The sequence below is a fragment of the Virgisporangium aurantiacum genome, assembly GCF_016863635.1.
Taxonomy (GTDB): Bacteria; Actinomycetota; Actinomycetes; order Mycobacteriales; family Micromonosporaceae; genus Virgisporangium; species Virgisporangium aurantiacum.
Genome location: NZ_BOPG01000003.1, coordinates 31183 through 55457, shown reverse-complemented (window position 1 = coordinate 55457; position 24275 = coordinate 31183). Strand labels below are relative to the sequence as shown.

At 72.1% G+C, this 24275-nt stretch carries 21 protein-coding genes; 8 read left to right on the top strand and 13 right to left on the bottom strand.

Going from position 1 to position 24275, the window contains the following annotated elements; translation table 11 throughout:
* The first annotated feature begins 79 nt into the window (after positions 1–79).
* Positions 80–682, top strand: coding sequence for a dihydrofolate reductase family protein (locus Vau01_RS00930; RefSeq protein WP_203985915.1), 603 nt, complete (start codon positions 80–82; stop codon positions 680–682).
* Here Vau01_RS00930 and Vau01_RS00925 read toward each other — a convergent pair whose 3' ends face one another.
* Together Vau01_RS00925 and Vau01_RS00920 are read right to left on the bottom strand one after the other, a co-directional pair.
* Positions 683–1483: an SDR family NAD(P)-dependent oxidoreductase gene (locus Vau01_RS00925; protein ID WP_203985914.1), complete on the bottom strand. Its 801-nt coding sequence runs from the start codon at positions 1481–1483 to the stop codon at positions 683–685.
* Positions 1480–2661, bottom strand: a complete 1182-nt coding sequence (locus tag Vau01_RS00920) for a metallophosphoesterase (protein ID WP_203985911.1) — start codon at positions 2659–2661, stop codon at positions 1480–1482. The genes Vau01_RS00925 and Vau01_RS00920 overlap by 4 nt, the downstream gene beginning before the upstream one ends.
* Before the next feature lie 96 nt (positions 2662–2757).
* Here Vau01_RS00920 and Vau01_RS00915 point away from each other — a divergent pair, with 96 nt between their 5' ends.
* Genes Vau01_RS00915 through Vau01_RS00905 form a run of 3 tightly spaced genes read left to right on the top strand, consistent with a single transcriptional unit; the run spans position 2758 to position 5401 of the window.
* Positions 2758–3531, top strand: coding sequence for a TIGR03089 family protein (locus tag Vau01_RS00915; RefSeq protein WP_203985908.1), 774 nt, complete (start codon positions 2758–2760; stop codon positions 3529–3531).
* 4 nt (positions 3532–3535) lie between these two features.
* The gene (locus tag Vau01_RS00910) at positions 3536–4012 is read left to right on the top strand and encodes an HIT family protein (RefSeq protein WP_203985905.1); all 477 of its coding nucleotides are present in this window, start codon (positions 3536–3538) and stop codon (positions 4010–4012) included.
* Between the two features lie 57 nt (positions 4013–4069).
* On the top strand, positions 4070–5401 hold the full coding sequence (locus Vau01_RS00905) for an acyltransferase family protein (RefSeq protein ID WP_203985902.1): 1332 nt from the start codon (positions 4070–4072) through the stop codon (positions 5399–5401).
* Here Vau01_RS00905 and Vau01_RS00900 read toward each other — a convergent pair.
* Positions 5385–5795 carry a VOC family protein gene (locus tag Vau01_RS00900; RefSeq protein ID WP_203985899.1) on the bottom strand — a complete coding sequence of 137 codons (411 nt, stop codon included), beginning with the start codon at positions 5793–5795 and terminating at the stop codon, positions 5385–5387. The genes Vau01_RS00905 and Vau01_RS00900 overlap by 17 nt on opposite strands.
* A 187-nt stretch (positions 5796–5982) precedes the next feature.
* Here Vau01_RS00900 and Vau01_RS00895 point away from each other — a divergent pair, with 187 nt between their 5' ends.
* Positions 5983–7131, top strand: a complete 1149-nt coding sequence (locus Vau01_RS00895) for a hypothetical protein (RefSeq protein WP_203985896.1) — start codon at positions 5983–5985, stop codon at positions 7129–7131.
* A 60-nt stretch (positions 7132–7191) separates the two neighbouring features.
* On the opposite strand, the gene Vau01_RS00890 is transcribed toward Vau01_RS00895, so the two are convergent.
* From Vau01_RS00890 to Vau01_RS00865, 6 genes are read right to left on the bottom strand one after another with little or no spacing between them, the layout of a single operon-like run.
* Positions 7192–7788 (bottom strand): class I SAM-dependent methyltransferase, encoded by a 597-nt coding sequence (locus Vau01_RS00890; RefSeq protein WP_203985894.1) that lies wholly within the window; start codon positions 7786–7788, stop codon positions 7192–7194.
* Between the two features lie 25 nt (positions 7789–7813).
* Positions 7814–9145, bottom strand: a complete 1332-nt coding sequence (locus Vau01_RS00885) for an MFS transporter (protein WP_203985892.1) — start codon at positions 9143–9145, stop codon at positions 7814–7816.
* The gene (locus tag Vau01_RS00880) at positions 9133–9447 is read right to left on the bottom strand and encodes a Rieske (2Fe-2S) protein (protein ID WP_203985888.1); all 315 of its coding nucleotides are present in this window, start codon (positions 9445–9447) and stop codon (positions 9133–9135) included. Before Vau01_RS00880 ends, Vau01_RS00885 begins: the two co-directional genes overlap by 13 nt.
* On the bottom strand, positions 9444–11885 hold the full coding sequence (gene nirB / locus Vau01_RS00875; protein WP_203985885.1) for a nitrite reductase large subunit NirB: 2442 nt from the start codon (positions 11883–11885) through the stop codon (positions 9444–9446). The genes Vau01_RS00880 and nirB overlap by 4 nt, the downstream gene beginning before the upstream one ends.
* On the bottom strand, positions 11886–12233 hold the full coding sequence (locus tag Vau01_RS00870; RefSeq protein ID WP_203985882.1) for a molybdopterin oxidoreductase: 348 nt from the start codon (positions 12231–12233) through the stop codon (positions 11886–11888). It abuts the gene before it with no gap.
* Positions 12234–14306, bottom strand: a complete 2073-nt coding sequence (locus Vau01_RS00865) for a molybdopterin oxidoreductase family protein (protein WP_203985880.1) — start codon at positions 14304–14306, stop codon at positions 12234–12236. It lies immediately after the preceding gene.
* 161 nt (positions 14307–14467) lie between these two features.
* Here Vau01_RS00865 and Vau01_RS00860 point away from each other — a divergent pair, with 161 nt between their 5' ends.
* Both Vau01_RS00860 and Vau01_RS00855 read left to right on the top strand, forming a co-directional pair.
* Complete coding sequence (locus Vau01_RS00860) at positions 14468–15607, top strand: uroporphyrinogen-III synthase (protein WP_203985877.1); 1140 nt, start codon at positions 14468–14470, stop codon at positions 15605–15607.
* Between the two features lie 76 nt (positions 15608–15683).
* A complete protein-coding gene (locus tag Vau01_RS00855) occupies positions 15684–16364 on the top strand; it encodes a sirohydrochlorin chelatase (RefSeq protein WP_203985874.1) in 681 nt (226 codons plus the stop codon).
* Here Vau01_RS00855 and Vau01_RS00850 read toward each other — a convergent pair.
* From Vau01_RS00850 to Vau01_RS00840, 3 genes are all read right to left on the bottom strand, one after another.
* Positions 16325–16954: a nucleoside deaminase gene (locus Vau01_RS00850; protein WP_203985872.1), complete on the bottom strand. Its 630-nt coding sequence runs from the start codon at positions 16952–16954 to the stop codon at positions 16325–16327. The genes Vau01_RS00855 and Vau01_RS00850 overlap by 40 nt on opposite strands.
* On the bottom strand, positions 16948–18180 hold the full coding sequence (locus Vau01_RS00845; RefSeq protein WP_239151196.1) for a DUF8814 domain-containing protein: 1233 nt from the start codon (positions 18178–18180) through the stop codon (positions 16948–16950). Before Vau01_RS00845 ends, Vau01_RS00850 begins: the two co-directional genes overlap by 7 nt.
* A 299-nt stretch (positions 18181–18479) precedes the next feature.
* Positions 18480–19394, bottom strand: a complete 915-nt coding sequence (locus Vau01_RS00840; RefSeq protein ID WP_203985869.1) for a hypothetical protein — start codon at positions 19392–19394, stop codon at positions 18480–18482.
* Positions 19395–19452: 58 nt separating this feature from the next.
* On the opposite strand from Vau01_RS00840, the gene Vau01_RS00835 reads away from it, so the two are divergent.
* Positions 19453–22806 carry an AfsR/SARP family transcriptional regulator gene (locus Vau01_RS00835; RefSeq protein WP_203985867.1) on the top strand — a complete coding sequence of 1118 codons (3354 nt, stop codon included), beginning with the start codon at positions 19453–19455 and terminating at the stop codon, positions 22804–22806.
* On the opposite strand, the gene Vau01_RS00830 is transcribed toward Vau01_RS00835, so the two are convergent.
* Positions 22743–24269, bottom strand: coding sequence for a GGDEF domain-containing protein (locus Vau01_RS00830; RefSeq protein ID WP_203985864.1), 1527 nt, complete (start codon positions 24267–24269; stop codon positions 22743–22745). The genes Vau01_RS00835 and Vau01_RS00830 overlap by 64 nt on opposite strands.
* Positions 24270–24275: the final 6 nt, after the last annotated feature.

Below are 24275 nucleotides of genomic sequence, written 5' to 3'. Positions count from 1 at the left end.
AGATCTTCGAGATGACTGTCGAAGCACGGCGCGGTCGTTCGACGCCTGGGTGAGGACACCCCGAGAGAGGACGACGATCATGAGCAAGGTCTACACCGGTGCCAGCATGTCGATCGACGGCTTCATCGCCGGCCCGGAGAACAGCGGCTTCGAGCACCTGTTCGCCTGGTACGGCAACGGCGACGTCGAGATCCCCAACGAGATCCACCCGGACCTGAGCCTGAAGGTCACCGAGGTGAGCGCCGCGCACCTGCGCACGATCACCGGGATGAGCGGGGCGATCGTGGTCGGCCGCAAGTTGTGGGACTTCACCAACGCCTGGGGCGGAAAGCACCCGATGGGTCTGCCGGTGGTGGTGCTCACCCACAGCGTCCCGGACGGCTGGGAGCGCGAGGGCGAGTGGTTCACGTTCGTCACCGAGGGCGGCATCGAGGCGGCGATCGCCAAGGCGCGGGAGCTGGCCGGCGACAAGGGGGTCGCGGTGAACGGGGGCGAGATGGCTCGGCAGGCCCTCGACGCCGGCCTGCTCGACGAGGTCTGGGTCGACCTGGTGCCGGTGATCCTCGGCGCGGGCACACCGTTCTTCAGCCAGCTCGCGGAGAAGCCGGTGCCGCTGGAGGGGCCGGTGAGCGTCCAGGAGGGCAGGTCCGTGACGCACCTGCGGTACCTGGTGAAGCGCTGATCAGCGCAGCGTGATCGTGTTGCCCGTGATGAGGCGGCCCCGGTCGGAGACGAGGTACGCGATCACCTCGGCCACCTCGTCCGGGGTCGCCACGTTCACCAGCGCGCTCGACCGTTCGACGAACTCGCGCACCGGGTCGGTGACCCACCCGGTGTCGGTGACCGGCGGGTGGACCATGTTCGCGGTGACGCCGTACGGCGCCAACTCGACGGCCGCCGACATCGTGTAGTTGGTCTGCGCCGCCTTGGCCGCCCCGTACGACACCTCGCTGGGGAAGCCGAGTTCGCCGCCCGAGTGCAGGCCGACGATGCGTCCCCAGGTGCCGCCGCGGGCCGCGTGCCGGCCGGCGAACTCGGCGATGAGCAGCGCGGGCGCCATCGCGTCGACGCCGAACTGCTGCGTCCACGTCTCGGGGGTGACCCGCTGCATCGCCCGCCCCAGGTCGTCTTCGGTGGCCGGGCGGAACGTGTCCTGCACCCAGCCGGTGGCGTTGTTGATCAGGATGTCGACCGGGCCGAACTCGGCCTCGGCGGCGTCGAACAGCGCTCGTGGGGTGCCCGGGTCGCGCAGGTCGGCCGCGACCGCGGTGGCCCGCCCGCCGGCGGCGCGGATCGCGGCGACGACCGGGTCACCGTCGAGGGCGCGGTTGTCGCGGTACGCCTGGGGGACGCCCGGGTCGACCGGGTCGTGGACCACCCAGTAGGCGCACAACACCGAGACGCCCTCGGCGGCAAGGGCCCGTGCGGTCGCCGCGCCGATGCCGTGGTTCGAACCGGTGACGATCGCTACGTGTTCGGTCATGCCCGATTCTGGCGCAGAGTCAGAACGGTGATCTCACTCGGGGCGAAGATGCGGAACGGCGGGCCCCAGAAGCCGGTGCCGCGGCTGGTGTAGAGGCGGGTCCGCTCGCCGTGCCGGCTCAGCCCGGCCACCGTCGGCTGGTCGAGCCGCACCAGGTAGTTGAACGGCCACATCTGCCCGCCGTGGGTGTGCCCGCTGATCTGCAGGTCGACGCCGTGCGCGACCGCGTCGTCGATCTGCTTGGGCTGGTGGGCGAGCAGCAGCACGGGCAGGTCGGGGTCGGCACCGGACAGGGCGGCGGCGTGGTCGGCCCGGTGGCCGCCGAGGCCCGAGCCGGCGGCGGTGCGGTCGTCGACGCCGGCCACCACGAGCCGGTCGCCGCCGCGCTCGACCACGAGGTGACGGTTGTGCAGCGGCGTCCAGCCCAGCTCCCGCATGTGGTCGAGCCAGCCCTGCGCCTCGCCGAAGTACTCGTGGTTGCCGGTGACGTAGGTGCGGGCGAGGCGCGCCTCGGCCCGGCCGAGCGGCGCCGCCTGCTCGCGTCGCATGTCGACGGTGCCGTCGGCGATGTCGCCGGTGTGGCAGAGCACGTCGGCGTCGAGTTCGTTGACCGTGTCGATCACCCGGGACGACCAGCGCGCCCGGTTGATCGGGCCGTAGTGGGTGTCGGTGAGGAGCACCACGCGCAATCCGTCGAGGCCGGCGCCGAGCCGCTCGATCGGCACGTCGACCCGGCGCACCCGCGGCACCCGCATCGCCTCGACGTAGCCCCAGACCAGCAGCACCGCCGACACCGCCAGCACCGCGACCGCCACCACGCGGCCGCGGGTCGGGTCGGCGACGCCGCCCACGGCGAGGGCGGCCCGCAGTACGTTGCCGAGCACCGACCACACGAACAGCACCCACACCACGCCGAGCGTGGTGTCGGCGGTGCGGGCGGCCCAGTCGCGGTGGTTGCGGCCGTGTCCGGCCATCATGAGGACCGGGAACGCGACGCCGCCGCCGACGAACAGCACCGTGCCGAGCGCCACCACGGGCGCCGGCCAGTGGGCACCGGCGAGCACGATCGTGTACCAGGGCACCAGTAACAGCAGCGCCAGGGTCGCGGTGATCACCAGGCCGAAGATCAGGGGACGCAGCAGCGACCGCCGGGCGGGTACGGCAACGCTCTCCGACATGGGGACTCCTCAGGAAGGGGTGGAGTAAAGCGTGACACCTAGTAGACGGTCACGTCCACTATCGGCTCTCAGCTGGTTCTCAAGTAGGGTCCTCTCATGAGCGTCCCCGCGCTGTTCTCCCCGGACCTCCACGTGGCCGACCGGCCGATGCTCACGTTCTACGACGATCGCACGGGTGAACGGCGCGACCTCACCGCCGCCGCGCTCGGCGAACTGGCGGGCCGGGTGGCGCGGCTGCTGCGCGAGGGGTGCGGGTTGCGGGCCGGTGCCCGTGTGGCGGTGAAGGTCCCGCCGCACTGGCAGACCGCCGCGGTGATCCTGGGCGCCTGGTCGGTCGGCGCGGCGCTGTCGTTCCGGCTGTCGGCGACGGCGGGCCTGAAGGCGCTCGACAGCACCGACGGCGAACTGCTCGACGCGGTGTTCGTCGAGCGCACCCGCATCGACGACTGGCTCGACGACGTTCCCGACGCGCGGCACCGGTTCGTGCTGGGCCTCGCCCCCGGCGGTGCCCCGCTCGCCGATGTGCCCGACGGATACCGCGACCTCGTCACCGCGATGGCTGAACATCCGGGCACGCTGCCCGCCTACGGGCTGGTGCGGCCGTCCGACGCGGCGAGCGCCGACGGCACCAGCTTCGGTGCGTGGGGACGGCTCGCCGGCGAGATCGCCGGGCGGTGGGACCTCCACCCGGGCGACCGCGTGCTGATCGACGCGAACGAGCACGAGCACCCGTTCAAATGGCTGTTGACCCCGCTGTCCGTGGGCGCGACCGTGGTGTTGTGCGCGAATCTCGACCGCGCTGGCCTCGACGCCCGGATCGCGGCCGAGCGCGTCACCCGGGTCATGGCAGACAGCGTCACGGCGGCATAGCGCGATGTGGCCGAAGAACTGGGACGCGTTGGTCAGCGGCGAGGCGTGCCCGATGTGCAACGGCGGGCGGCCGGAGCGCGACGCTTACGGCGTCCGGATCCACAGTGGACAGTTCACCGACGCGTACCTGCAGCGGGCCGGCGTGCAGCGCGGGTACACGCTGGTGATCTGGCGCGGTGACCGGCACGTCACCGAGCCCACCGAACTCTCCGACGCCGAGGCAGCCGGCTACTGGGCCGAGGTGCTCACGGTCGCCCGGGCGCTGATCGCGCACTACGGCCCGCTGAAGCTGAACTACGAGACGCTCGGCAACACCGTCCCGCACCTGCACACCCACCTGATCCCGCGGTACATCGCCGACCCGGTACCGGGCGGGCCGTTCCCGCTGGCCGCCGCCGCGGCGGCGGCCCTGCCGATTCCCGACGAGCAGTTGGAGGCCGAGGCCGCCGACCTCCGCGACAGGTTGAGCACCGGTACCTAGGCGGGTTGAGCACCGGCGCCGGTGCCCGGTCGCTCCGGAAAAGCGACGCTGATCGGCATGATGAACGTCGCCACGCTCGCGAAGGCCACCCCGGTCACCCGGGACCGGTACATCGACCTGCTCCGCGTGCTGTCGCTCGGCGTGGTGGTGCTCGGCCACTGGCTGATGGCGGTGGTCGTGGTCGGCGCCGACGGCTCGGTGCGCGCCACCAACCTGCTGGCGGTCCAGCCGGCGCTGCAGCCGGTGACCTGGCTGCTCCAGGTGATGCCGGTGTTCTTCCTCGTCGGCGGGTTCTCGCACGCCACGGCGTGCGCGTCGCTGGAGCGGCGGGGCGGGCGGTACGCCGACTTCGTGCGGTCGCGGGCCGGCCGGCTGCTGCGGCCGACCGCGGTGTTCGCGGGCGTGTGGCTGGTGCTGGCGCTGCTGATCGAACTGCTCGGCGCCGACACCGGCGTGCTGAAGCTGGCGACCCGGGTGGTGGCCCAGCCGCTGTGGTTCGTGGGCGTGTACCTCGGAATCGTGGCACTGGCACCCGCGATGCTGCGGCTGCACCGCTGGAGCGGGCGGTGGGCGCCGGTGGTACCGCTGGCGTTCGGCGCCGCGGCCGGGCTGGTCGACGTGGCGCGGTTCGCTTACGACGTCCCCTATGTTGCTTTTCTGAATCTGGCCTTCGTGTGGCTGGGCGTGCACCAGGTGGGTTTCCTCTACGCCGACGGCCTCTTCAGGAACCGGCGGCTGCCGTTGGTGCTGCTGGTGACCGGGCTGGCCGGAACCGTGCTGTGCACCACCGTCGGGCCGTACCCGACGTCGATGGTCGGCATGCCGGGCGAGAAGGTGTCGAACATGTCGCCGCCGACGTTCGCGCTCGCGATGTGCGCCGTCTCGCTGATCGGGCTGACGATGCTGCTGCGCGGCCCGGTGACCCGCTGGCTCGACCGGCCCGCCGTCTGGCGCGGTGTGATCGCCGCGAACGGCCTGGCGATGACGGCGTTCCTGTGGCACCTGACCGCGATGTTCCTGGCGACGGCGGCCGTGCTGGCGGTGGGCGTCACCCTGCCGGCGGTCGGTTCCGGCGCGTGGTGGCTGCTGCGTCCGGTGTGGCTCGGCGTGCTGGTCGCCCTGACGGCCGCACTGGTGGCCGCGTTCCGCGGCGCCGACCGGCCCCGCGCCACCACGGTGGGTGCGCGGGGTACCGGGTTCGCGATCGGCGGGATGGTGCTGTGCACGCTCGGCGTGCTCGGGTTCTCGGCGGTGGGATTCGGCGGGCTGCTGGCCGGCCGGACGGCGACGCTGATCGTGCTGCCGGTGACGCCGCTGACCGCGGCCCTGCTGGTGGCGGGCGGCGCCGCCCTCCTGCGGGCGACGCGACCGGTTACTGCGGCTGCGTGATGTTGACCATCCAGGCGACGCCGAACCGGTCGACGCACTGGCCGAACACGTCGCCCCACATCTGCTTCTCCAGCGGCATGGTGACCTCGCCACCCTCGGCGAGTTTCGCCCAGTAGCCGCGGAGTTCGGCGTCGTCGTCACCGCTGAGGCTGATGGTGAAGTTGTTGCCGGCCTTGAGTTCCTGGCCCGGCGGCCCGTCGGAGCCCATGAGCGTGAAGCCGCTCGGGGTGGTGAGCATGGCGTGCATGACGTTGTCGGCGATCGACGCGTCGGCGCCTGGGAAGCTGCCGAACGTGTTCACGGTGAGGTCGCCGCCGAACACGTTCTCGTAGAACTGCATCGCCTCGCGGGCATTGCCGTCGAAGTTGATGTACGGGTTCAGGACCGAGGCCATCCGTTCCTCCTCAGGACGAAGGATTAGTCGGACCAGACGTTAGTCCTCGCCGTGCCCGCGGGAGCGGTGCCTTGCGACTACGAGCGAATCTCGACACTCGTTGTATTTGGAATGTTACTTTCGGTCACACAGAGATTGAATACGGCCCGAAATGGCCGCCGTTCAGCACCGAGAGGACACCTGCTCCATGCACATCGCCATACCCAGCCGGCGTTTAGGCGGCACCGCAGTGGCGGCCGGCGCCCTTGCGGCCACGTTGGTGGGTGTACTCCTGCCAGCGCCGGCCCAAGCGGCCGACCTGGTCGGAACCATCGCCACGTCGCCGACCAGCGGCAAGCTCGCCGCCCTGACGGCGAAACAGGTCATCACGCTCACCGTCAGCGGCGCCGGCGTGCCGGCGCTCTCGGAAGACAACGTTGCCAGCGTCGACCTCGGCGCCTGCACCGCGATCGCCACCTACGTGGTCCAGAGCGCCACGGTGATCAGCGTCAAGACACCCAACACCTGTGCCGTTGCTGCCGCCGCTGACATCGTGATCAACTTCGTCAACGGCGACAAGCTCAAGAAGACCGGCGGTGTCACGTTCGTCGGGGCGCCCGCGATCCTCGCGACCGCGGCCGAGCGGCCGGTGATCAACGACAACAGCGTGTCCATCGCGGACGTGACCAAGCAGGCGCGGCGCTTCTCGACCGGCGGTGGCCAGGTCGTCCGGATCAAGGCACTCTCCACCTACGCGTTCGACCCCCGTTCGACCGCGGGTCTGGCGGCGTCGATGGGCGGCAAGCCGGGCACCAACATCAAGGTCTACGCGGACGAGGACGGGACGACCCCGCTCGGGACGTCAACGGCGGGAAGCGTCGGCAACTCCATGACGTTCACCACCGCGTCCGGCATGGTGGCGGGCGACAACACGGTCACCATCAGCCAGGACGGTGTGTCGAAGTCCTTCCTGGTTGCCGACACCGGCATCGCGATTGTCTCGGCGCCGACCGTCACCGGCCTCAGTGTGCCCGCGGGCCGGGCGAACGCGACGAACATTTCCACGGTGATCAGCGGAACCAACTTCCCGACCGTCCTGGCCGACCTCAAGGATCCGGCCAAGTGGTCCGTGAAGTTCTGCGGGGTGGAGGTGGCGCCCGCGGGCTTCACCGCCTCAACCACCACCGCCACGGCCATGACGGTCACGGTTCCTGACCTTGCCGCCGTCGCCGTCGGCAGTGGCGGCCTGGGCGCCGCCGTCTACGCCGGTGTCTGCCCGGTCACGGTCACCGATGTCCTGGCCTCGCAGACGAGTCCGATCACGGCTGCATCGCACTACACGGTCGTCAACGAGTAGACCGAACGATCATCGAACGGCCCGGTTCCCACCCAGGGAGCCGGGCCGTTCGGCGTCTGTTCAGGATTCCGGTGCGAGAACGGCGACGAGGAAGTCGGCGCCGTCCCGGTACGGCCGCAGGTCCCAGGTGGCGAGCATGAGATCCGGGGCCAGGCCGGCGGAGCCGGCGTCGGCGACGAAGTCGTCGACCTCGTAGCCGCGGCCGGTGCCGAACCCGATCACGGCGCGACCGCCGTCGCGCAGATGGTCCTTCATGCGACCCAGCACCGGGCGCCGCGTGTCGGGCGCGAGGAACGTCATCACGTTGCCGCCGCAGACGATCACGTCGAAGCCCGCGCCGGGCAGGTCGAGCTCGGCGAGATCGCCGACCAGCCACCGGGGACCCGGATGATCGACCCGGGCCGCCGCGATGAGCAACGGGTCGAGGTCGACCCCGGTGACGTCGTGACCGGCCCGGGCCAGGTAGCCGCCGACCCGGCCGGGGCCGCAACCCGCGTCGAGGATCCGCGCGCCGCGGCCCACCATCGCGTCGACGAGCCGGGCCTCGCCGTGCAGGTCGGTGCCCTCGTCGGCGAGCTTCCGGAACCGGTCGATGTACCACTGCGAGTGGCCCGGGTTCTCCTCGATGAGCGCGAGCCAGCCGTTCCTGTCGTTCACCCGGCAATCATGCCCCGGCGCCCGGTCAGACGCCCGCGCGGGCCATCCGAGAACCGCCGCGCAGGTAGGCGAACACGGTGACCGCCAGCATCACGAGGAACAACCCGACGTAGAAGCGCAGGGCCGGCTCGATGTTGCCGTACGTCGACCGGGACCACGCGTAGCAGATCGGCACCAGGAAGCCGCCGAACGCACCCACCGACGAGATGACGCCCAGGGCGCCCGCCGCCTGCCGGCGCATGCTGAGCATCGTCTCCGGTGACCCGCCCAGGTCCTCGCCCTTCACCTGGAAAATGCGCGAGATCATCCGGTACGTCGAGCCGTTGCCGATACCGGTGGCGACGAACAGGAACATGAAGCTCACGAAGAAGACGCCGAGGCTCTTGTGCTGCACCGACCAGAGCCCGAGGTAGGCGCCGGCGGCGAGCGCGGCGAAGCTGGCCGCGGTGACCCGGGCGCCGCCGATCCGGTCGCTGAGCCGCCCGCCCAGCGGCCGGCTGATCGAGCCGATCCCGGCGCCGAGGAACGCCCACTCCAGGGCGATGTCGGACCGGTGGAACACCGCGGTCAGCAGCGTCGGGAACGCCGCGGAGTAGCCGATGAACGAGCCGAACGTCCCGATGTAGAGCAGCGACATGATCCAGGTGTCGGTGTGCCGCAGCGACGACAGCACCGGCTTCACGTCGGCCTTGGCTTCGGCGAGGTTGTCCATCCACAGGTAGGCGCAGACCGCCGCGATCACCGCGAGGGGGATGTAGAAGAGGCCGGCCCGCGCGAGCGCGAAGCCACCGCCGAGAACGATGATCTTCGGGATGACGAACTGGACCACGGCGACGCCGATGTTGCCGCCGGCCGCGTTGAGCCCGAGCGCCCAGCCCTTCTCCCGCTCCGGGTAGAAGAACGAGATGTTGGCCATGCTCGACGCGAAGTTGCCGCCGCCGACGCCGGCCAGGGCGGCGACCAGGAGCAGCCCGCCGAAGCCGATCTCGGGGTGCTCGACCGCCCAGGCCAGGCCGGCGCAGGGCACCACGAGCAGCAGCGCGGAGACGACCGTCCAGTTGCGTCCGCCGAAGATCGGCACCGCGAACGTGTACGGCAGGCGCAGGAACGCGCCGACCCCGCTGGGTACCGCGGTGAGCCACAGCGACTGGCTCACGCTGAGGTCCCAGCCGGCCGAGCCGAGGCGCACCACGACGATGCTCCACAGCAGCCAGACCGAGAACCCGATGTGCTCCGCGAAGATCGAGAAGATCAGATTGCGACGGGCGACCTTGCGGCCCGTGGTCTCCCAGAACAGCGGATCCTCGGGATTCCAGTGGGAGATCCAACCCTTGCGTTCAACCGCTACGTCGAGCATGCGCGCTCCCCTTGAATGAAGAGATCTCCGTCGGCGTCGACCCGCACGTCGTAGACGCGCAGCGCCGGCTGGCCACTCTTCGAGCAGCCCGTGGCGAGCTCGAAGATGTGCTGGTGCAGCGGGCAGATCACGACGTCGTCGTCGATGAGCCCGTCGGCGATCGGTCCGCCGGCGTGCGGGCAGACCGCCGACACCGCGCGGATCGTGCCGTTGTGCAGCCGGAACACGGCCACCATGTCGCCGTCGACCGGATAGGTGCGGCCCTCGCCCTGGGGCAGGTCTCGAACGGGACCCAGCTTCATGACCGCACCGGAACCAGGGGGAGCGGAACCAGCGGCAGCGAGGTGCGGAACTGGCCGGGACTGGCCGGCTCCGCGCCCTCCTTCCACGGGTCCTTGTAGGCGGCGACGGCCTCCTCGACGCGTTCGTCGAGGCCCTCGCCGTCCTCGTCGAGCAGTTCGCGGATCCGGTCGACGCCGATGCGCGGGACGAACGAGTAGGTGCGTTCGAGCCAGTTCGCGTTCTCCCGGTAGTACTGGATGAAGCGGCCGGCCAGCGTCATCACCTCGTCGGCACTGTCCACAGTGGCCAGCAGGTCGCCCTTGCGGATGTGGGCACCGGCCGCGCCGCCGACGTAGATCTCCCACTTCCCGCCGTCGATGGCCACCACGCCGAGGTCCTTCACGTACGCCTCGGCGCAGTTGCGCGGGCATCCGGTGACCGCGAGCTTCAGCTTCCCCGGGCTCTCCAGCCCCTGGAACCGCGACTCGATCGCGATTCCCAGCGCGGTGGAGTCGCCGACGCCGAAGCGGCAGAAGTCGCTGCCCACACAGGTCTTCACCGTGCGGAAGCTCTTGCCGTACGCGTACCCGGACGGCATGTCGAGGTCGGCCCACACCTTCGGCAGGTCCTCCTTGCGGATGCCGAGCAGGTCGATGCGCTGGCCGCCGGTGAGCTTCACCATCGGGACGCGGTACTTGTCGGCCACGTCGGCGATGCGGCGCAACTGGTCGGGCGTGGTGACGCCGCCCTTCATCTGCGGCACCACGGAGAACGTCCCGTCGCGCTGGATGTTGGCGTGCACGCGGTCGTTGATGAACCGGGCGCCGCGCTCGTCCTCGTACTCGTCGCCCCACATCATGCGCAGCAGGGAGACCAGGCCCATCTTGCTCTTCGCGTCCTGCCGGCCGCCGGCGAGCGCGTCGAACACGGCGGAGACGCTGCGCAGGTTCCGCGCGCGGATCGCGTCCATCAACGCGGGCTTGTCGAGCGGGACGCCGGGCACGTACCAGTTCGCCGCCGGGTCCTCCTCGGCCGCGCCGCCGGCGGCCCAGTCGACGATCCGCTGCACCAGCGACTTGCAGGAGCCGCAGCCCTTGCCGGCCCGGGTCGCGTCCATCACGCCGGTGACCGTCTTCACTCCACTGTGGACGGTCGCGCAGATCGCGCCCTTGCTGACGCCGTTGCAGTTGCACACCTGCGCGTCGTCGTCCATTTCCGCGGGCTCCAGTTCGGTGGCCGGCCCGCCGAGGTCGAAGAACAACTTCGCCCGCTCCTCGGGCAGCGGCAGCCCGCGGTCGAACGCCTGCATCAGGAAACCGGCCTTGCCGACGTCGCCGAGCAGCGTGGCGCCGATGAGCCGGTCGTCGCGGATGACGACGCTCTTGTACACGCCCTTCCGCGGCTCGGAGAACACCACGAACTCGTCGTCGTCGCGCTCCGGACCGGTGACGCCCATCGCGGCGAGGTCGACGCCGGCGACCTTCAACTTGGTGGCGGTGCGCGAACCGTGGTACGCGGCGTCCCGGTTGGCGCCGGTGAGGTGGTCGGCCAGCACGGTCGCCTGCTCCCACAGCGGAGCGACGAGGCCGTACGTGGCGCCGCGGTGCTGCACGCACTCGCCGACCGCGTAGATGTCGGACTCGTCGGCCACGCGCAACTGGTCGTCGACGACGATGGCCCGCTCGACCGGCAGCCCGCTCGCCCGGGCGACCTCGGTGTTCGGGCGGATGCCGGCGGCCACCACCACCATGTCGCACGGGATCGTGCGCCCGTCGGCGAACCGCACGCCCTCGACCTTGTCCGCGCCGACGACCGCCTGGGTCATCGCGTCGAGTTCGACGGTGATGCCGAGCTTCTCGACGCTGCTGCGCAGGATCGCGCCCGCCTGGGCGTCGAGTTGCACGTTCATCAGGTGGCTCAGGTTGTGCACGAGGGTCACGGCGACGCCGTACTCCTGCAGCCCGCGCGCCGCCTCCAGCCCGAGCAGGCCGCCGCCGATGACCACCGCCCGCTCGTGGTCGCGGGCGTAGCGGGTCATCGCGCGGGTGTCGTCGATGGTGCGGAACGTGAAGACGCCCTGATGGAAGCCGCGCTTCGGGTTGCGCATGCCCTCGATCGGCGGCACGAACGGCGTGCTGCCGGTGGCGATGATGAGCTTGTCGTAGTGGGTGGTGGAGCCGTCGCTGGCGTACACGGTGCGCGCGTGCCGGTCGATGCGCTCCACGCGCGTCGCGGCGCGCAGGTCGATGCCGTTCTCGGCGTACCAGGCGAGGCTGTTCAGGAAGATGCCCGCCTCCTCCTCGGCACCGGAGAGCACATTGCTGAGCAGGATCCGGTTGTAGTTGCCGTACGGCTCCTCGCCGAACATCGTGATGGCGAAGTCGTCGGAGCGCTTGAGGACCTCCTCGACCGTCCGCGCACCCGCCATGCCGTTGCCGATGACCACCAGCCGTCGCATCTAGACCTCCACCAGACCGAGGTCGACGACGACCGTCCCGGTGAGACCCTCGGGCGCGGCGAGCAGCAGTTCGATCACCGTGCCGCTCATGAGGTCCTCCACGACGCGGAGCGACACGTGGGTGTCGGCCTTCGCGCCGACCGGGAAGTACCGCATCGGCGCGCCGTCGCGGGTCAGCACGAGGCAGACGAGTTCGTCGGTGGCGTTGCCGGCCCGGATGTAGACGGCCTGTGCGGTGACGCCACGGGGAACCGTGTAGGCGAGTGCCGCGTCAAGGGTGACCGGCGCGTCGAGGCCCTTTCCCGTAAAGGGAAAGACACCTTGCAGGAAGCGTGGTGTCGACTGCATTCAGCGGTCCTCCTTGATGGGGGTGATCGCGACCGCGCACACCTTGAACGCGGGCATCTTCGAGTGCGGGTCGAGGGCGGGATCGGTCAACGCGTTCGCGCTCTGCTCGCCGCCCCAGTGGAACGGCGCGAACACGGTGTCCGGGCGGATCGTGTTCGTGATCAGTGCGCGGAACACCGCGCGGCCGCGCCGGGTGCGCAGCTCCACCAGGTCGGCCGCGTCGATTCCGAGGCGGCGGGCCAGATCCGGGTGCAGTTCGACCTTCGGGTCGGTGGCGCTGGCGTGCAGCGAGCGGGCCCGCCGGGTCTGGTTGCCGCTCTGGTACTGCTGCATGACGCGGCCGGTGGTGAGCACGTACGGGAACTCGCGGTCGGGCGTCTCGGCCGGCTCGGTGTGGTCGACCCGGATGAACCGCGCGCGGCCGTCCGGCGTGGGGAACCCGTCGGCGAACAGGTGCGGGGTGCCGGGGTGGTCGTCGGACGGGCAGGGCCAGAACACGCCCTGTTCGGCGTCGACGCGTTCGTAGGAGATGCCGGCGTAGTCGGCGATCCCGCCGGCGCTGGCGCGGCGCAGTTCGTCGAAGACGGTGCGCGGATCCGCCGAGAACGAATGCCCGAGGCGTTCGGCCAACAGGGACATGAGCGTCAGGTCGTCGTGGACGCCGGGCGGGGGATCGAGGACGCGGCGGCGGCGCAGCACCCGTCCCTCCAGGTTGGTCATCGTGCCGTCCTCCTCCGCCCACTGCGCGGTGGGGAACACGACGTCGGCGAGCGCGGCCGTCTCGGACAGGAAGAAATCGGAGACGACGAGAAGGTCCAGCGCGCCCAGGCGTTCGCGCACGCGGTTGCGGTCCGGCGCGGAGACGACCACGTTGGACGCGAGCACGAGCAGCACCCGTACGCCGTCCGGCCGGCCGCACCGGTCCAGCAGTTCCACCGCCGAGACGCCCGGGCCGGGCAGGTCGTCGGGGTCGATGCCCCAGACGGCCGCGACGTGCGCGCGCGCCGCCGGGTCGTCGATGCGGCGGTAACCCGGTAGCTGGTCGGCCTTCTGGCCGTGTTCGCGGCCGCCCTGCCCGTTGCCCTGCCCGGTGACCGTGCCGAACCCGGAGTACGGGCGGCCCGGCAGCCCGAGGGCGAGCGCCAGGTTGATCCAGGCCTGCGTGGTGTCCGTCCCGTTGCGGTGCTGCTCCGCGCCGCGGGCCGTGAGAATCATCGCCGACCGCGCCGTGCCGAGCAGCTCGACCGCGCGCCGCAGGTGCGCGACGGGCACGCCCGTCATCCGCTCGACCCGGTCCGGCCAGTAGGCCGCCACCGCGGCGCGGACCGCGGCGAACCCGGAGGTCCGGGTGTCGACGTACGCCTGGTCGACGTACCCCTCGCGGATCGCGATGTGCAGCAGGCCGTTGGCGAGCGCCAGGTCGGTGCCCGGTGTCGGTTGCAGGTGCAGCGTGCTGCCCTTCGCCGTGGCCGTGTACCGCGGATCGACGACGATGTGCGCGGCGCCGTTCGCGCGTCCCGTGTCGAAGTACTGCATCGCGGGCGGCATGGTGTCGGCCGGGTTGCTGCCGACGAGGAGCACGGTCTGCGCGCCTGCGATGTCGGCGAGCGGGAACGGCAGCCCGCGGTCGACGCCGAACGCGCGGTTGCCGGCGGTCGCCGCCGACGACATGCAGAACCGGCCGTTGTAGTCGATGTACGGCGTGCGCAGGGCAACCCGGGCGAACTTGCCGAACTGGTACGCCTTCTCGTTGGTGAGACCGCCACCGCCGAAGCAGCCGACCGACTCCGGGCCGTACCGGGCCTGCGCCGTTTTGATGGCCGCTGTCACCCGATCGAGTGCTTCGTCCCACGTGGACGGTCGCAGTTCGCCGTTGTCCCGGACGAGCGGGGTGGTGAGGCGGTCGGGGTGGTCGAGGAGTTCGGCGGCGCTCCAGCCCTTGGCGCACAGCCCGCCGCGGTTGGTGGGGAAGTCGTCGGGCTCCAGCAGCGGCGGGCGGGGCGCCGCCTGGATGCGCATGGTGACGCCGCACTGCAGTGAGCAGTACGGGCAGTGCGTCGCCACCGAAGTCATGGGGTGATGTTCGGCACCCGGAGTTGCCCCTGCGTTCCGTCATCGTTTCGGTGCGTTGAGAAAGATCTCGCGACCGGCGGGCGACGATGGTGAGGCACGGTTTCCACCGTGGTAACACGAAGGAGCCAACGTGGAAACGGCGGGTCGTCAGCCTCTCAGAGATGAGTGGAGCCGATGAGGAGTTGTCCGGGCGCCGCACGGGGGCGCCCGGCGACACCCCGTTGACCGGCTTTACCATCGCCGTCACCGCCGAGCGCCGTCGCGACGAACAGAGCGTGCTGCTGGAACGCCGCGGAGCCCGGGTGGTGAGTGTGCCCGTCATCACACACGTCCCGTTGCTCGACGACGAGGCGCTGCACGAGGCCACCCGCGAGTGCATCGACAACGCGCCCGACCTGGTCGTGGTGAACACCGGCATCGGGTTCCGCGGGTGGTTGGAGGCGGCCGAGGGCTGGGGCCTGGGCGACGAGCTGCGCGCCGGCCTCGCGCGGGCCGCGCTGATCGCGCGCGGGGCCAAGCCGTGCGGCGCCATCCGCGCGGCGGGCCTGAGCGAGGTGTGGTCGGCGCCCAGCGAGTCGTGCGAGGAGATTCAGGAGCGGCTGCTGGCCGAGGGCGTCGCCGGGCGGCGGATCGCGGTGCAGTTGCACGGCGGCGTCCAGATGGACTTCGTGAACGCGCTTCGCTCGGCCGGCGCCGACGTCGTCGAGGTGTCGGTGTACCGGTACCGGCTGCCCGACGATCCCGCGCCGGTGCGGCGGCTGGTCGAGCAGGTGCTCGCCGGCCGGGTCGACGCGGTGACGTTCACCAGCGCGCCGGCCGTCAACGCGCTGCTGGAGGTCGCCGGCTCCGACGGGCCCGCGCTGTTGCGCGCGTTCGACGGCCGCGTGGTCGCCGCGTGCGTGGGGCCGGTGACGGCGGCGCCGCTGGTGAACGCCGGCGTTCCCGCGCTGGTGCCGGCCCGGTCGCGGCTGGGCGCGATGGTGCGCTCGGTCACCGACGAACTGCCCCGGCGGGCCCGGCGGGTACGCGTCGCCGGGTGCGAGTTGGAGATCCGGGGCCACGCCGTGCTCGTCGACGGCGACGTGCGGATGCTGGCACCGGCGAGCATGACCGCGCTCGGCGCGCTGGCATCGCGTCCCGGAGCGGTTGTCTCGCGGGCGGCGCTGGCCACCGCGCTGCCGGGCGGAACCGACGGCCACTCCGTGGATGTCGCCGTCGCGCGGTTGCGCGCGGCGCTCGGTTCGGGCCGGTTCATCGAGACGGTTGTGAAGCGCGGCTACCGGTTGCGGGTGGATTCGTGACCGAGCGCTTGCGCGAGGGCACCATTAGGCAGAGTCGCCCCGGTCAGGGCGGGTCACCACGAAGTGGGGACCCGTCGTGACGCTGATCCTCGTGGCGCACGGTACGCGGGCAGCGGCCGGTCAGGCCCAGATCCATGCCCTGGCGGCGCGGCTCTCCCGCCGCCGACCGACCCTGCCGGTCCGGCTGTCCTATGTGGACGTTCAGGAGCCGTCCCTCGCCTCGGTGGTGTCCACTGTGGACGCGCCGGCGGTCGCGGTGCCGTTGCTGTTGACCACCGGATACCACGTCCGCGTCGACATCGCGTCGGCGACCGCCGGCACACCGGTGGTCGCCGCGCCGCCGCTGTACGACGACCGGCTGGTGGCCGCGCTAGCCGACCGCGTCGCGCTGGCCGACCGCGCGTCCGCCGCGGGCCCGGCCGACGCCGTGGTGCTGGCCGCCGCCGGTTCCAGCGATCCGCGCGGCCGGGCCGACGTCGCCGCGGTGGCCGACGCCCTGCCGTTCCCGTGCCACGTCGCGTACGCGAGCCCCTCGCTGACGCCACGGGTACCCGACGTGGTGGCCGCGCTCCGCGCGCAAGGCGCCGCGCGGATCACCGTCGCGGCGTACCTCCTCGTCGACGGGCTCTTCCACCGTTCCCTGTACACGGCCGGCGCCGACGCGGTCACCGCGCCGCTCATCACCCACCCGGCCGTGACGGACCTGGTTCTCCGGCGCTACGACGAGGCGCTGCCGAGGATCTCGCTCGCGGCCTGATCGAGCGTCAGCGTGCGGAGCCGGGCCGCGGGCTCGCCGGCCAGCCGCTGGGCGAGCCGCAACACCTCGGGCATCTCCCGCTCGTGAACGGCGATCACCGACCGGACGTCGCGCTCCACCGACGAGACCAGCGGCAGTACCGCACCGAGTGTCCTCAGTGGACTCTTCAGGGGGCCTTCGCGCCGGGTCCAGCGGCGGGCGATGTTCTCGTTGACGTCGGGCAGGCGGTCGATGCCGTGCCAGAACGGGTCCTCGGCCGCGTAGCGGACGGTGCCGACGTGGCTGAAGCGCAGCGCGGAACTGCACAGCAGGCACGGTTCGAGCGTCGAGTACAGGACGTGGTCGCCGTACTCGCCGCGCGGCAGGGTCGCCAGCGCGTTGATCTCGGCGTGGGCGATGTAGCTGCCGGCGATCTCGCCGGGCGGAGCGACCGACTCGTTGAACCGGTTCCGGCCCCGGCTGACCACGGCGCCGTCCGGGCCGAGCAGCACCGCGCCGACGGGAATGCTGCCGACCCGGAACGACTCCCACGCGAGGAGAAAGCACTCGCGCCAGACCGGATCGGCAGCTTCCCAGGCGTCCGTCAGCACGCGGCTACGGTACCGCCCGTGATGCTCGCGACGTAGGCGTGGCTGATGAACTGGCCGGTGGCCAGGCGGTCCCACTGGTTGCTGGTGCGGTAGGTGCCGGTCACCGTCGTGCCGGTGGCGAAGCACTCGACGGGCACCCGCGAATACGGGGCGACGTAGCCGAGCGCCGTGCCCGAGGTGCTCGCCGACGGGCGGATGTTCAGGAGATCGTTGCCGAGCGTGGCGCGGGAACCGGTGCCGGTCCACAGGTACGACACGTTCACCCAGGAGTTGTCGGTCAGCTTGAGGCCGTCCCAGAACGTGCCGTCGGCGAGGTCGATGCCGGCCGGGTTCGCCACCTGGCGTCCAAATTGATCTTCACCGCCGTTGTAGTTGTTCTGGTACGCGGCCTGCGCCTCCGGCCTGCCCTGCGGCAGGTCCTTCCACGACTGGCGGGTGGCCGACGGGTTCCAGTAGTCGTCGGTGGTGTTCCACGGGCCTACGTCCCAGACCGGCGCGTACTCGCAGCGCAGGGTCCCGCTGGTGGTGCAGACCTTCACCGTGTAGTCGCCGGCGTTCCGCGCGGCCAGCCCGCGCCGCGACGGCAACGCCACGAAGTGGTCGCGGCTCGTGATGACGTGCCCGTTCGCGGTGGTGCCCCCGACGAGACCTTCGCGGGTGGCGAAAACGCGGTAGGTCAGGCCGGGCGTCGCGGCGTGGGTTTTCGGTGACGCCGTGAGCGTCGCCGACAGGGCCAGTTCCCCGATCGTGGCGTTCGCACCCGTCAGCACCACCCGGACCTGCACCAGGAGCGTCGGCTCCGACAGCGCGGTGCCGGCCTCCCGCCACTCGCCCCATTCCCCGTCGGCCTGCTGGCCGCGCACCTCGATGGTGACGCCGGTGCCCGCTCCCGCGCCGGGCCCGACCCCCTTGTAATCGGCCGTGACGAGGTCGGCGGGGGTGGCAAGCTGATGGGTGGCGGTGACCAGCATGCCCTCCGGCACCGGACGGCGCAGGCTCGCCGGGGTCCTGGTGAGATCGGCCAGTCGCAGTCGCCCGTCGACGTTCGTCACGTTGGTGTCGTCGTCGTCGATCGTGACCAGATCTGCCGACCAGGTGTTGGACGGATCGTCCTGCCGTACGGGGTCCGCCTGCGCGGGCAGGCCCGTGCCGGCGATCATCCCGGCGACGAGAGTGAGGGCGAGCGCACCCAGGCGCCCGCTACGGAAAAGAGTCTGATGGCGCACCGCTGCCTCCCTGAAGGATCGCTAGGCAGACAGAACGATAGCGATGGATATCGATGGATGTCAAAGACCAACCGGTCGGTCGGCGGCGACGGAAATTTCCTTCAGCATGCGTCGAGGTCGGGTCATCCGGATCTTGGACTGCATGAGGTGCCATAGCACCGCAAGGAGTCCAAGATCCGCCCCGCGGTCCGCGTGCGCGTCGCCGTGTCCGGCGATCTTGCAGTTGTGGTGCCGGGTTCGGGGCCGTTCGGGCGGCTTTGACGGGCACCACAACTGCAAGATCGACTCGGGGGTGGGGGTTAGCGGGGGGTGGCGGCGAGCCAGAACAGTTGGCGGGCGCCCCTGGCGGCGAGGTTCTCGGCGAGCAGTTCGGCGTCGGCGCGGGAGCCGAACCTCGCTATCTCGCGTACGGTGCCGGCGTTGTCGCGGCGCCACATGGTCCAGGCGACGTCGGGCCTGAACGGCTCGGCGCCCGCCGCCAGCAGGTCGCGCAGTAGCGGGCCGACGTGCGGGTCCACCGCTACGCGGAAGCGGCCGATCGGCGTTTCGTACGACGCGATCACGCGCCGGCCCACCGCGGGGCGGTCGTCCGCGCCGGCCAGGGCCAGCTGTGGGTCGTCGCTGCCGAGGAGGGGCCAGGTCGCCGGCGCGTGGCCGCCGTCCGGCTGGAAGGACAGCCACCCGGGTACGGCCGTCAGCCGGCCCGCGATCCAGCCGTCCCGGGACTTCGCCGTGCCGTAGCCCTGCACCAGGCACGCCACGGTGACCTCGCCGCCGTCGCACAGCCGGTCGCGGGAGAGATCGGTGACGTCGTCGGCGGCCACCCGCGTCACGATCGGCTCGCCCAGTGACGACGGGGCACCCGCACGGCGGATCTCCGCCGCCGCGGTGTCACGCAGAGCATGCCCGGTGGTGACAGCGGAGTAGCGCACCAGCATGCCGTCGCCGCGGCGGCCGTGTGCCTCCACGGTCCACCGGCGGACCAGCAACCGGGCCGGCACCGCGAACGGCAGCAGCGCGATCAGCAGCGTCCACTCGACCAGCAGCACCGGCAACAGGAGCATGCTCGGCAACAGACCCATAACGAATGTGAGGTCGTCGCCGGCGTCCACCCGGGACCAGAGGAGGGCCACCGCGCGGTGGATCCGGGGACGCCACGGCAGCCAGCGGCGGTGCACCGTCCACGGCCACCCGGCCGGATCCACGACTCGCACCCCGCCATCGTCCGCGCCGTCCTTCAACTGGCCTTAAAACATTCGATACCGTCACCGCATGGGGTCGTACACGCCGCTGTGGAAGCGCGCGATCCCGCCGGCCGCTCCGGACCTCGTCGCCCGCCCGGAGCTCGTGCGGCGGTTCGATTCGGCCGTCCGCCGGCCGGTCACGCACGTCTGCGCGGCGCCGGGTTACGGCAAGACCACGCAACTCGCCATGTGGGCGCGGACCCGCGCGGTGGGCGTCACCTGGTACAGCCTCGACGGCCGCGACCGCGACCCCGCGATGTTCGCGGCCGGGCTCCTGGCCGCGGTCGGGGAAAAACTTCAATTGGACGCCCACCGCGCGCTCCCGGCGCAACACGGGCCCGACGCGGCCAGCGACCGCACGGCCGACGCCACCGCCGAAGCGATCGCCGACGCGGTGGAACGCGCGCTCACCGAGCCGCTCGTGCTGGTGCTCGACGGGTGCGAGCACCTGGCCGGCCTGTCGGCGGCGTTGCTCACGGCGCTCACCCGGCAGCTTCCGGCCCGGTTGCACCTGGTGCTCGCCACGCGGACGCCGGCACCCGTCCCGCTCGCCGAACTGCGCGGCCGCGGCCTCCTCAGCGACGTCGCAGCCGCCGATCTCGCGTTCTCCGCCGGGCAGACCGCCGAGGTGCTGGCCGGCGCGCTCGGGCCGGACGGCCGGGAACTCGCCGGCGCGGTGCAGCGGTACACCGGTGGCTGGCCGGCCGCCGTCCGGTTGCTGGCCGAGACGCTGGGCCGGGTGCCGCAGAAGGACCGGCTCGCCCACCTGGACGCGATGACACCGACCACAGTGGACACTGTCGACTATCTCGCCGAGGAGGTGGTCGCGAGCGGCGCCGAGCGGATCCGTCCACTGTGGTGGGTGGCCGGCGGGCAGCCGCGGTTCACCGGTGCCATGTGCCGGGCGGCCGGGCTCGACATCACCGAGGCGGATCTGCGCGACCTCGCCAACCGGGGACTGTTGACGCTCGTGGAGGACGTGCCCGACCGCGCTTACGCCGTCCCCCCGCTTCTTGCCGCCGCCGGAAGGACCGCCGCCGCCAGCGCGACCGACGACCGGCGCCGCGCGTTCGCGGCCGCCGCGGCCCGGGCCTTCCACGAGCGCGGCCGGCCGGCCGAGGCGCTGCGGGCGATCCTCGTGCTCGACGACCCGGCCGCGCTCACCGGGCACCTCGCCGAGCACGGCGCCGCGCTGCTGGCCGCCGGCGAGGCCGCCGCGGTGAGTGCTGCGGTGAGCGCGGCGGTCGCGCGGATCCCCGGCGGATCGTTGCCGCCGGCCGTGCACATGGTCGCCGGGCAGGCGCGGCACATCCAGGGCGACTGGGACTCGGCGCTGGCGCATTTCCGGGCGGCCGATCCGGGTGCCGGGCCGTTGCCGGCGGGGTTGGCGTGGCGGCTCGCGGTCATCCACTACGACCGCGGCGAACTCGACGCCGCGCTCGCGGCGACTGAGCGCGCCGACAGAGACGCCGACAGAGACGCCGACAGAGACGCCGACAGAGACGCCGACAGAGACGCCGACAGAGACGCCGACAAAGACACCGACAGAGACACCGACAGCGATACGGACCGCGCGCTGCTGCTCAGCTGGACCGCCGCGATCCACTGGCTGCGCCACGACGCGCGGCGGTGCCGGGAGGCCGCGACCGCCGCGCTCGACGCAGCACAGGCGAGCGGCGACGACTCCGCGCTCGCCACCGCGCACATCACGTGCGGCATGGTCGCCGCGATGGACGGTGACCAGAACGGCAACGCGATGCATTACGAGCAGGCGATCCGCGCCGCGACGCGGGCGGGCGACGTGCTCGCGTTGATGCGGGTGCGGAACAACAACGGGTCCCGGCTGTCGGAGGCGGGCCAGTTCCGGTCCGCCGTCCGCGAGTTCGACGAGGCGATCCGGTTGGCCGAGCTCACCGGGTCGCCGTCGAGTCTCGCGTTGGCGACCGCCAACCGGGGCGTGGCGACGTTCGCGCTGGGGCGGCTCGACGAGGCGGTCACCGACTTCGGCACGGCGCTGGCGATCTGCCGGCGGCTGGGCAGCCGGATGGCGGCGTACCCGCTGCTCGCCTCGGCCGACCTGCACCGGGCGCGGGGCAACCTGGAACTGGCCCGCGCGACCTACGAGGAGGCGGTGACGCACGCGCGGGCGGGCAGCGACCGGCAGAGTTCGGTGCCGGCGCTGGCCGGGCTGGCCAGGTCCATTGTGGACGATGACCCGGACCGCGCCGACGCGCTCGTCGCCGAGGCGCTCGACGTCGACAAGGGCATCGCCGAGGCGGAGGTGACGCTCGCGGCCGGCTGGATCGCGCTGATCCGGGGCGCGCCGGAGGCCGCCGCCGGATGGGCCGAACGGGCGCTCGCGGCGGCGGGTACGCGCCGGCAGGGTCCGCGGATGGCCGAGGCGATCGAACTGGCCGCGCTCGCCGGTCCGCCGGAGGGCCGGGTGGCCCGGCTGGCCGAGGCCGCCGACCTGTGGCGGGGCATGGAGCACGAGCCGGGCGCGGCCGTCAACGAGTACCTGCGGGCGCGGCTCACCGGCGGGCCGGCCGGCGCCGCCGAGCACCGGTTGCAGTTGATGGCCGTGCGTGCCGCCGACAGCCGGCACGCCGCCGGGCCGTTGCGCTGGCTCGCGGGCCAGCACCCGCCGCCGTCGGTGCGGCTGCGCACGCTCGGCGGGTTCGAACTGCTGCGGGACGGCGTGCCGGTGACCGTCGAGGAGTGGCGCTCCCGCAAGGCCCGCGACCTGTTGACGATCCTGGTCGCGAGCCGCGGCCGCATGGTCTCCCGCGACAGCGTCGCCGAGACACTGTGGCCGGGCGAGCCGACGGAGCGGCTGCCGAACCGGTTGTCGGTCGCGCTGTCGACGCTGCGGGCGGTGCTCGACCCGACCCGCCGGTTCGAGCCGGACCGCTACGTGGTGGCCGACCGCGCCCGGTTGCGCCTCGGCACGCTCGACGTCGACGTCCTCACGTTCCTGCGCACCGCCGACGACGGCACGCGCCTGCTCGCCGCCGGCCAACCGGCCCGGGCCCGCGCCGCGCTCGTCGGCGCCGAGGTCGCCTACACCGGTGACTTCCTCAGCGACGACCCGTACGCGGCCTGGAGCGCCGGCCTGCGCGACGAGGCCCGGGCCACGTACCTGCGCGTGGCGCGCACGCTGGCCGATCTCGCCGCGTCGGACGGCGACACCGATACCGCCGTGCAGTACCTGCTCCGGCTGCTCGGTCACGACCCGCACGACGAGCCGGCGCACCTGCGCCTGGTGGCGGTGCTCCGCGCCGGCGGCCGGCACGGCGAGGCGCGCCGCGCCTACCGGCGCTACACCGAGAGCATGGCCGACATCGAGGTCGAGCCGGCGCCGTTCCCGGCCCTCACGGCGTGAGCGGGAACGGCCATCACGCGGTTGCGCCCGCCTTCCTTGGCGGCGTACAGCGCCATGTCGGCCAACCGCACCACGTCCTCCGGCGACCCGGCGTCGGCCGGCACGGTCGCGGTACCGATCGACACGGTGACGGCCACCTCCTGCCCGTCGCCGATCGGCATCGGTTCGGTCATCGCGCGCCGCAGCCCCTCGGCGATCTCCGCGATCCGGTCGGGGCCGGCGCCCGGCACCAGCACCGCGAACTCCTCGCCGCCGTACCGCGCCACGATGTCGCCCGACCGGCACCGCCCGGTGAGCCGCGCCGCCACGACCCGCAGGACCGCGTCACCGGCCGGATGGCCGAAGCCGTCGTTGATCCGTTTGAAGTGGTCGACGTCGAGCAGCAGGAGACCCAACGGAACGCCGCTGCGGCCGGACCGGGTGACCTCGACCGCCAGCGTGGGTCCGAAGAACCGCCGCGTGTACAGCCCGGTGAGCGGGTCGGTGATCGCGTGCCGCCGGTGCGCCGCGACGAGTCCGGACATCCGCACGAAGACGAGCAGGAACAGCACCGCGCAGGCGGCCGCGATCACGAGCACGTCCCGCAAGGTGCCGCGGAGGTGCTCGACCACCAGGATCACCGGTGCGATGAGGGCACCCGCCGCGAGCAGGCCGAGCCGGGCCGGCGTCGGTTCGAGCGGCGGCGCGTCGACGCGCTCGGCGAGCCCGGTCATTGACGGGTGCAGCGCCGCGGCTCCGAGCAGGACGCCGGCGACGATGTACCCGGCCGACGTCGGTGACTCGGGGGTGAACGTGCCGGCGATGCGCTCCAGCAGGTACAGCGTGTCGGTCGCCAGCGACACGGCGAACGAGCCCAGGAGCAGCGACCGGGCCGGTACGCGCTCACCGCCGCCGAGGGTGAACCGGAGCGCGACCGCGAGGACGATCAGGTCCATGACCGGGTACGTCACCACGATGATCAGGCCGCCGGTCGCGCCGGTGCCGAACTCCGCGGTGGCCGGTCGCAGCAGGTACACCCACGCGGCGAGCGCGGCGCTGGTCGCGAGCACGGCGGCGTCGATGAGCGCGGCCCGCTGCCACCCCGGGCTGCGCGCCCGGACGAACAGCACCAGCGCGGCGATGATCAGCGGATACTGGCCGACGAGGTAGGTCGCGTCGGCCGGACCGGGGAACGACTGACCGGGCAGCAGCCGGTCGTCGATCATGAAGATCACGATCCCGGCGACGAACCCGACCTGCGCGCCGGCGAGGAGCAGCCACGCGGCCGGTCGAGCCGGCCGGAACCACCGGACGCCGACGACCACCGCACCGGCCGCCGACAGCCCCGTCGCGGCGGCGACCACGGTGGCGGCCAGGTCGTGACCGGCCGCGGCGAGCGCCACCATCACCACGATCAGCAGCCCCTGCCACCACAGGAACCACGCCAGGGGACGCCTGCCAGCCGGTTCCGTCGAGGTCACCACCGGCCA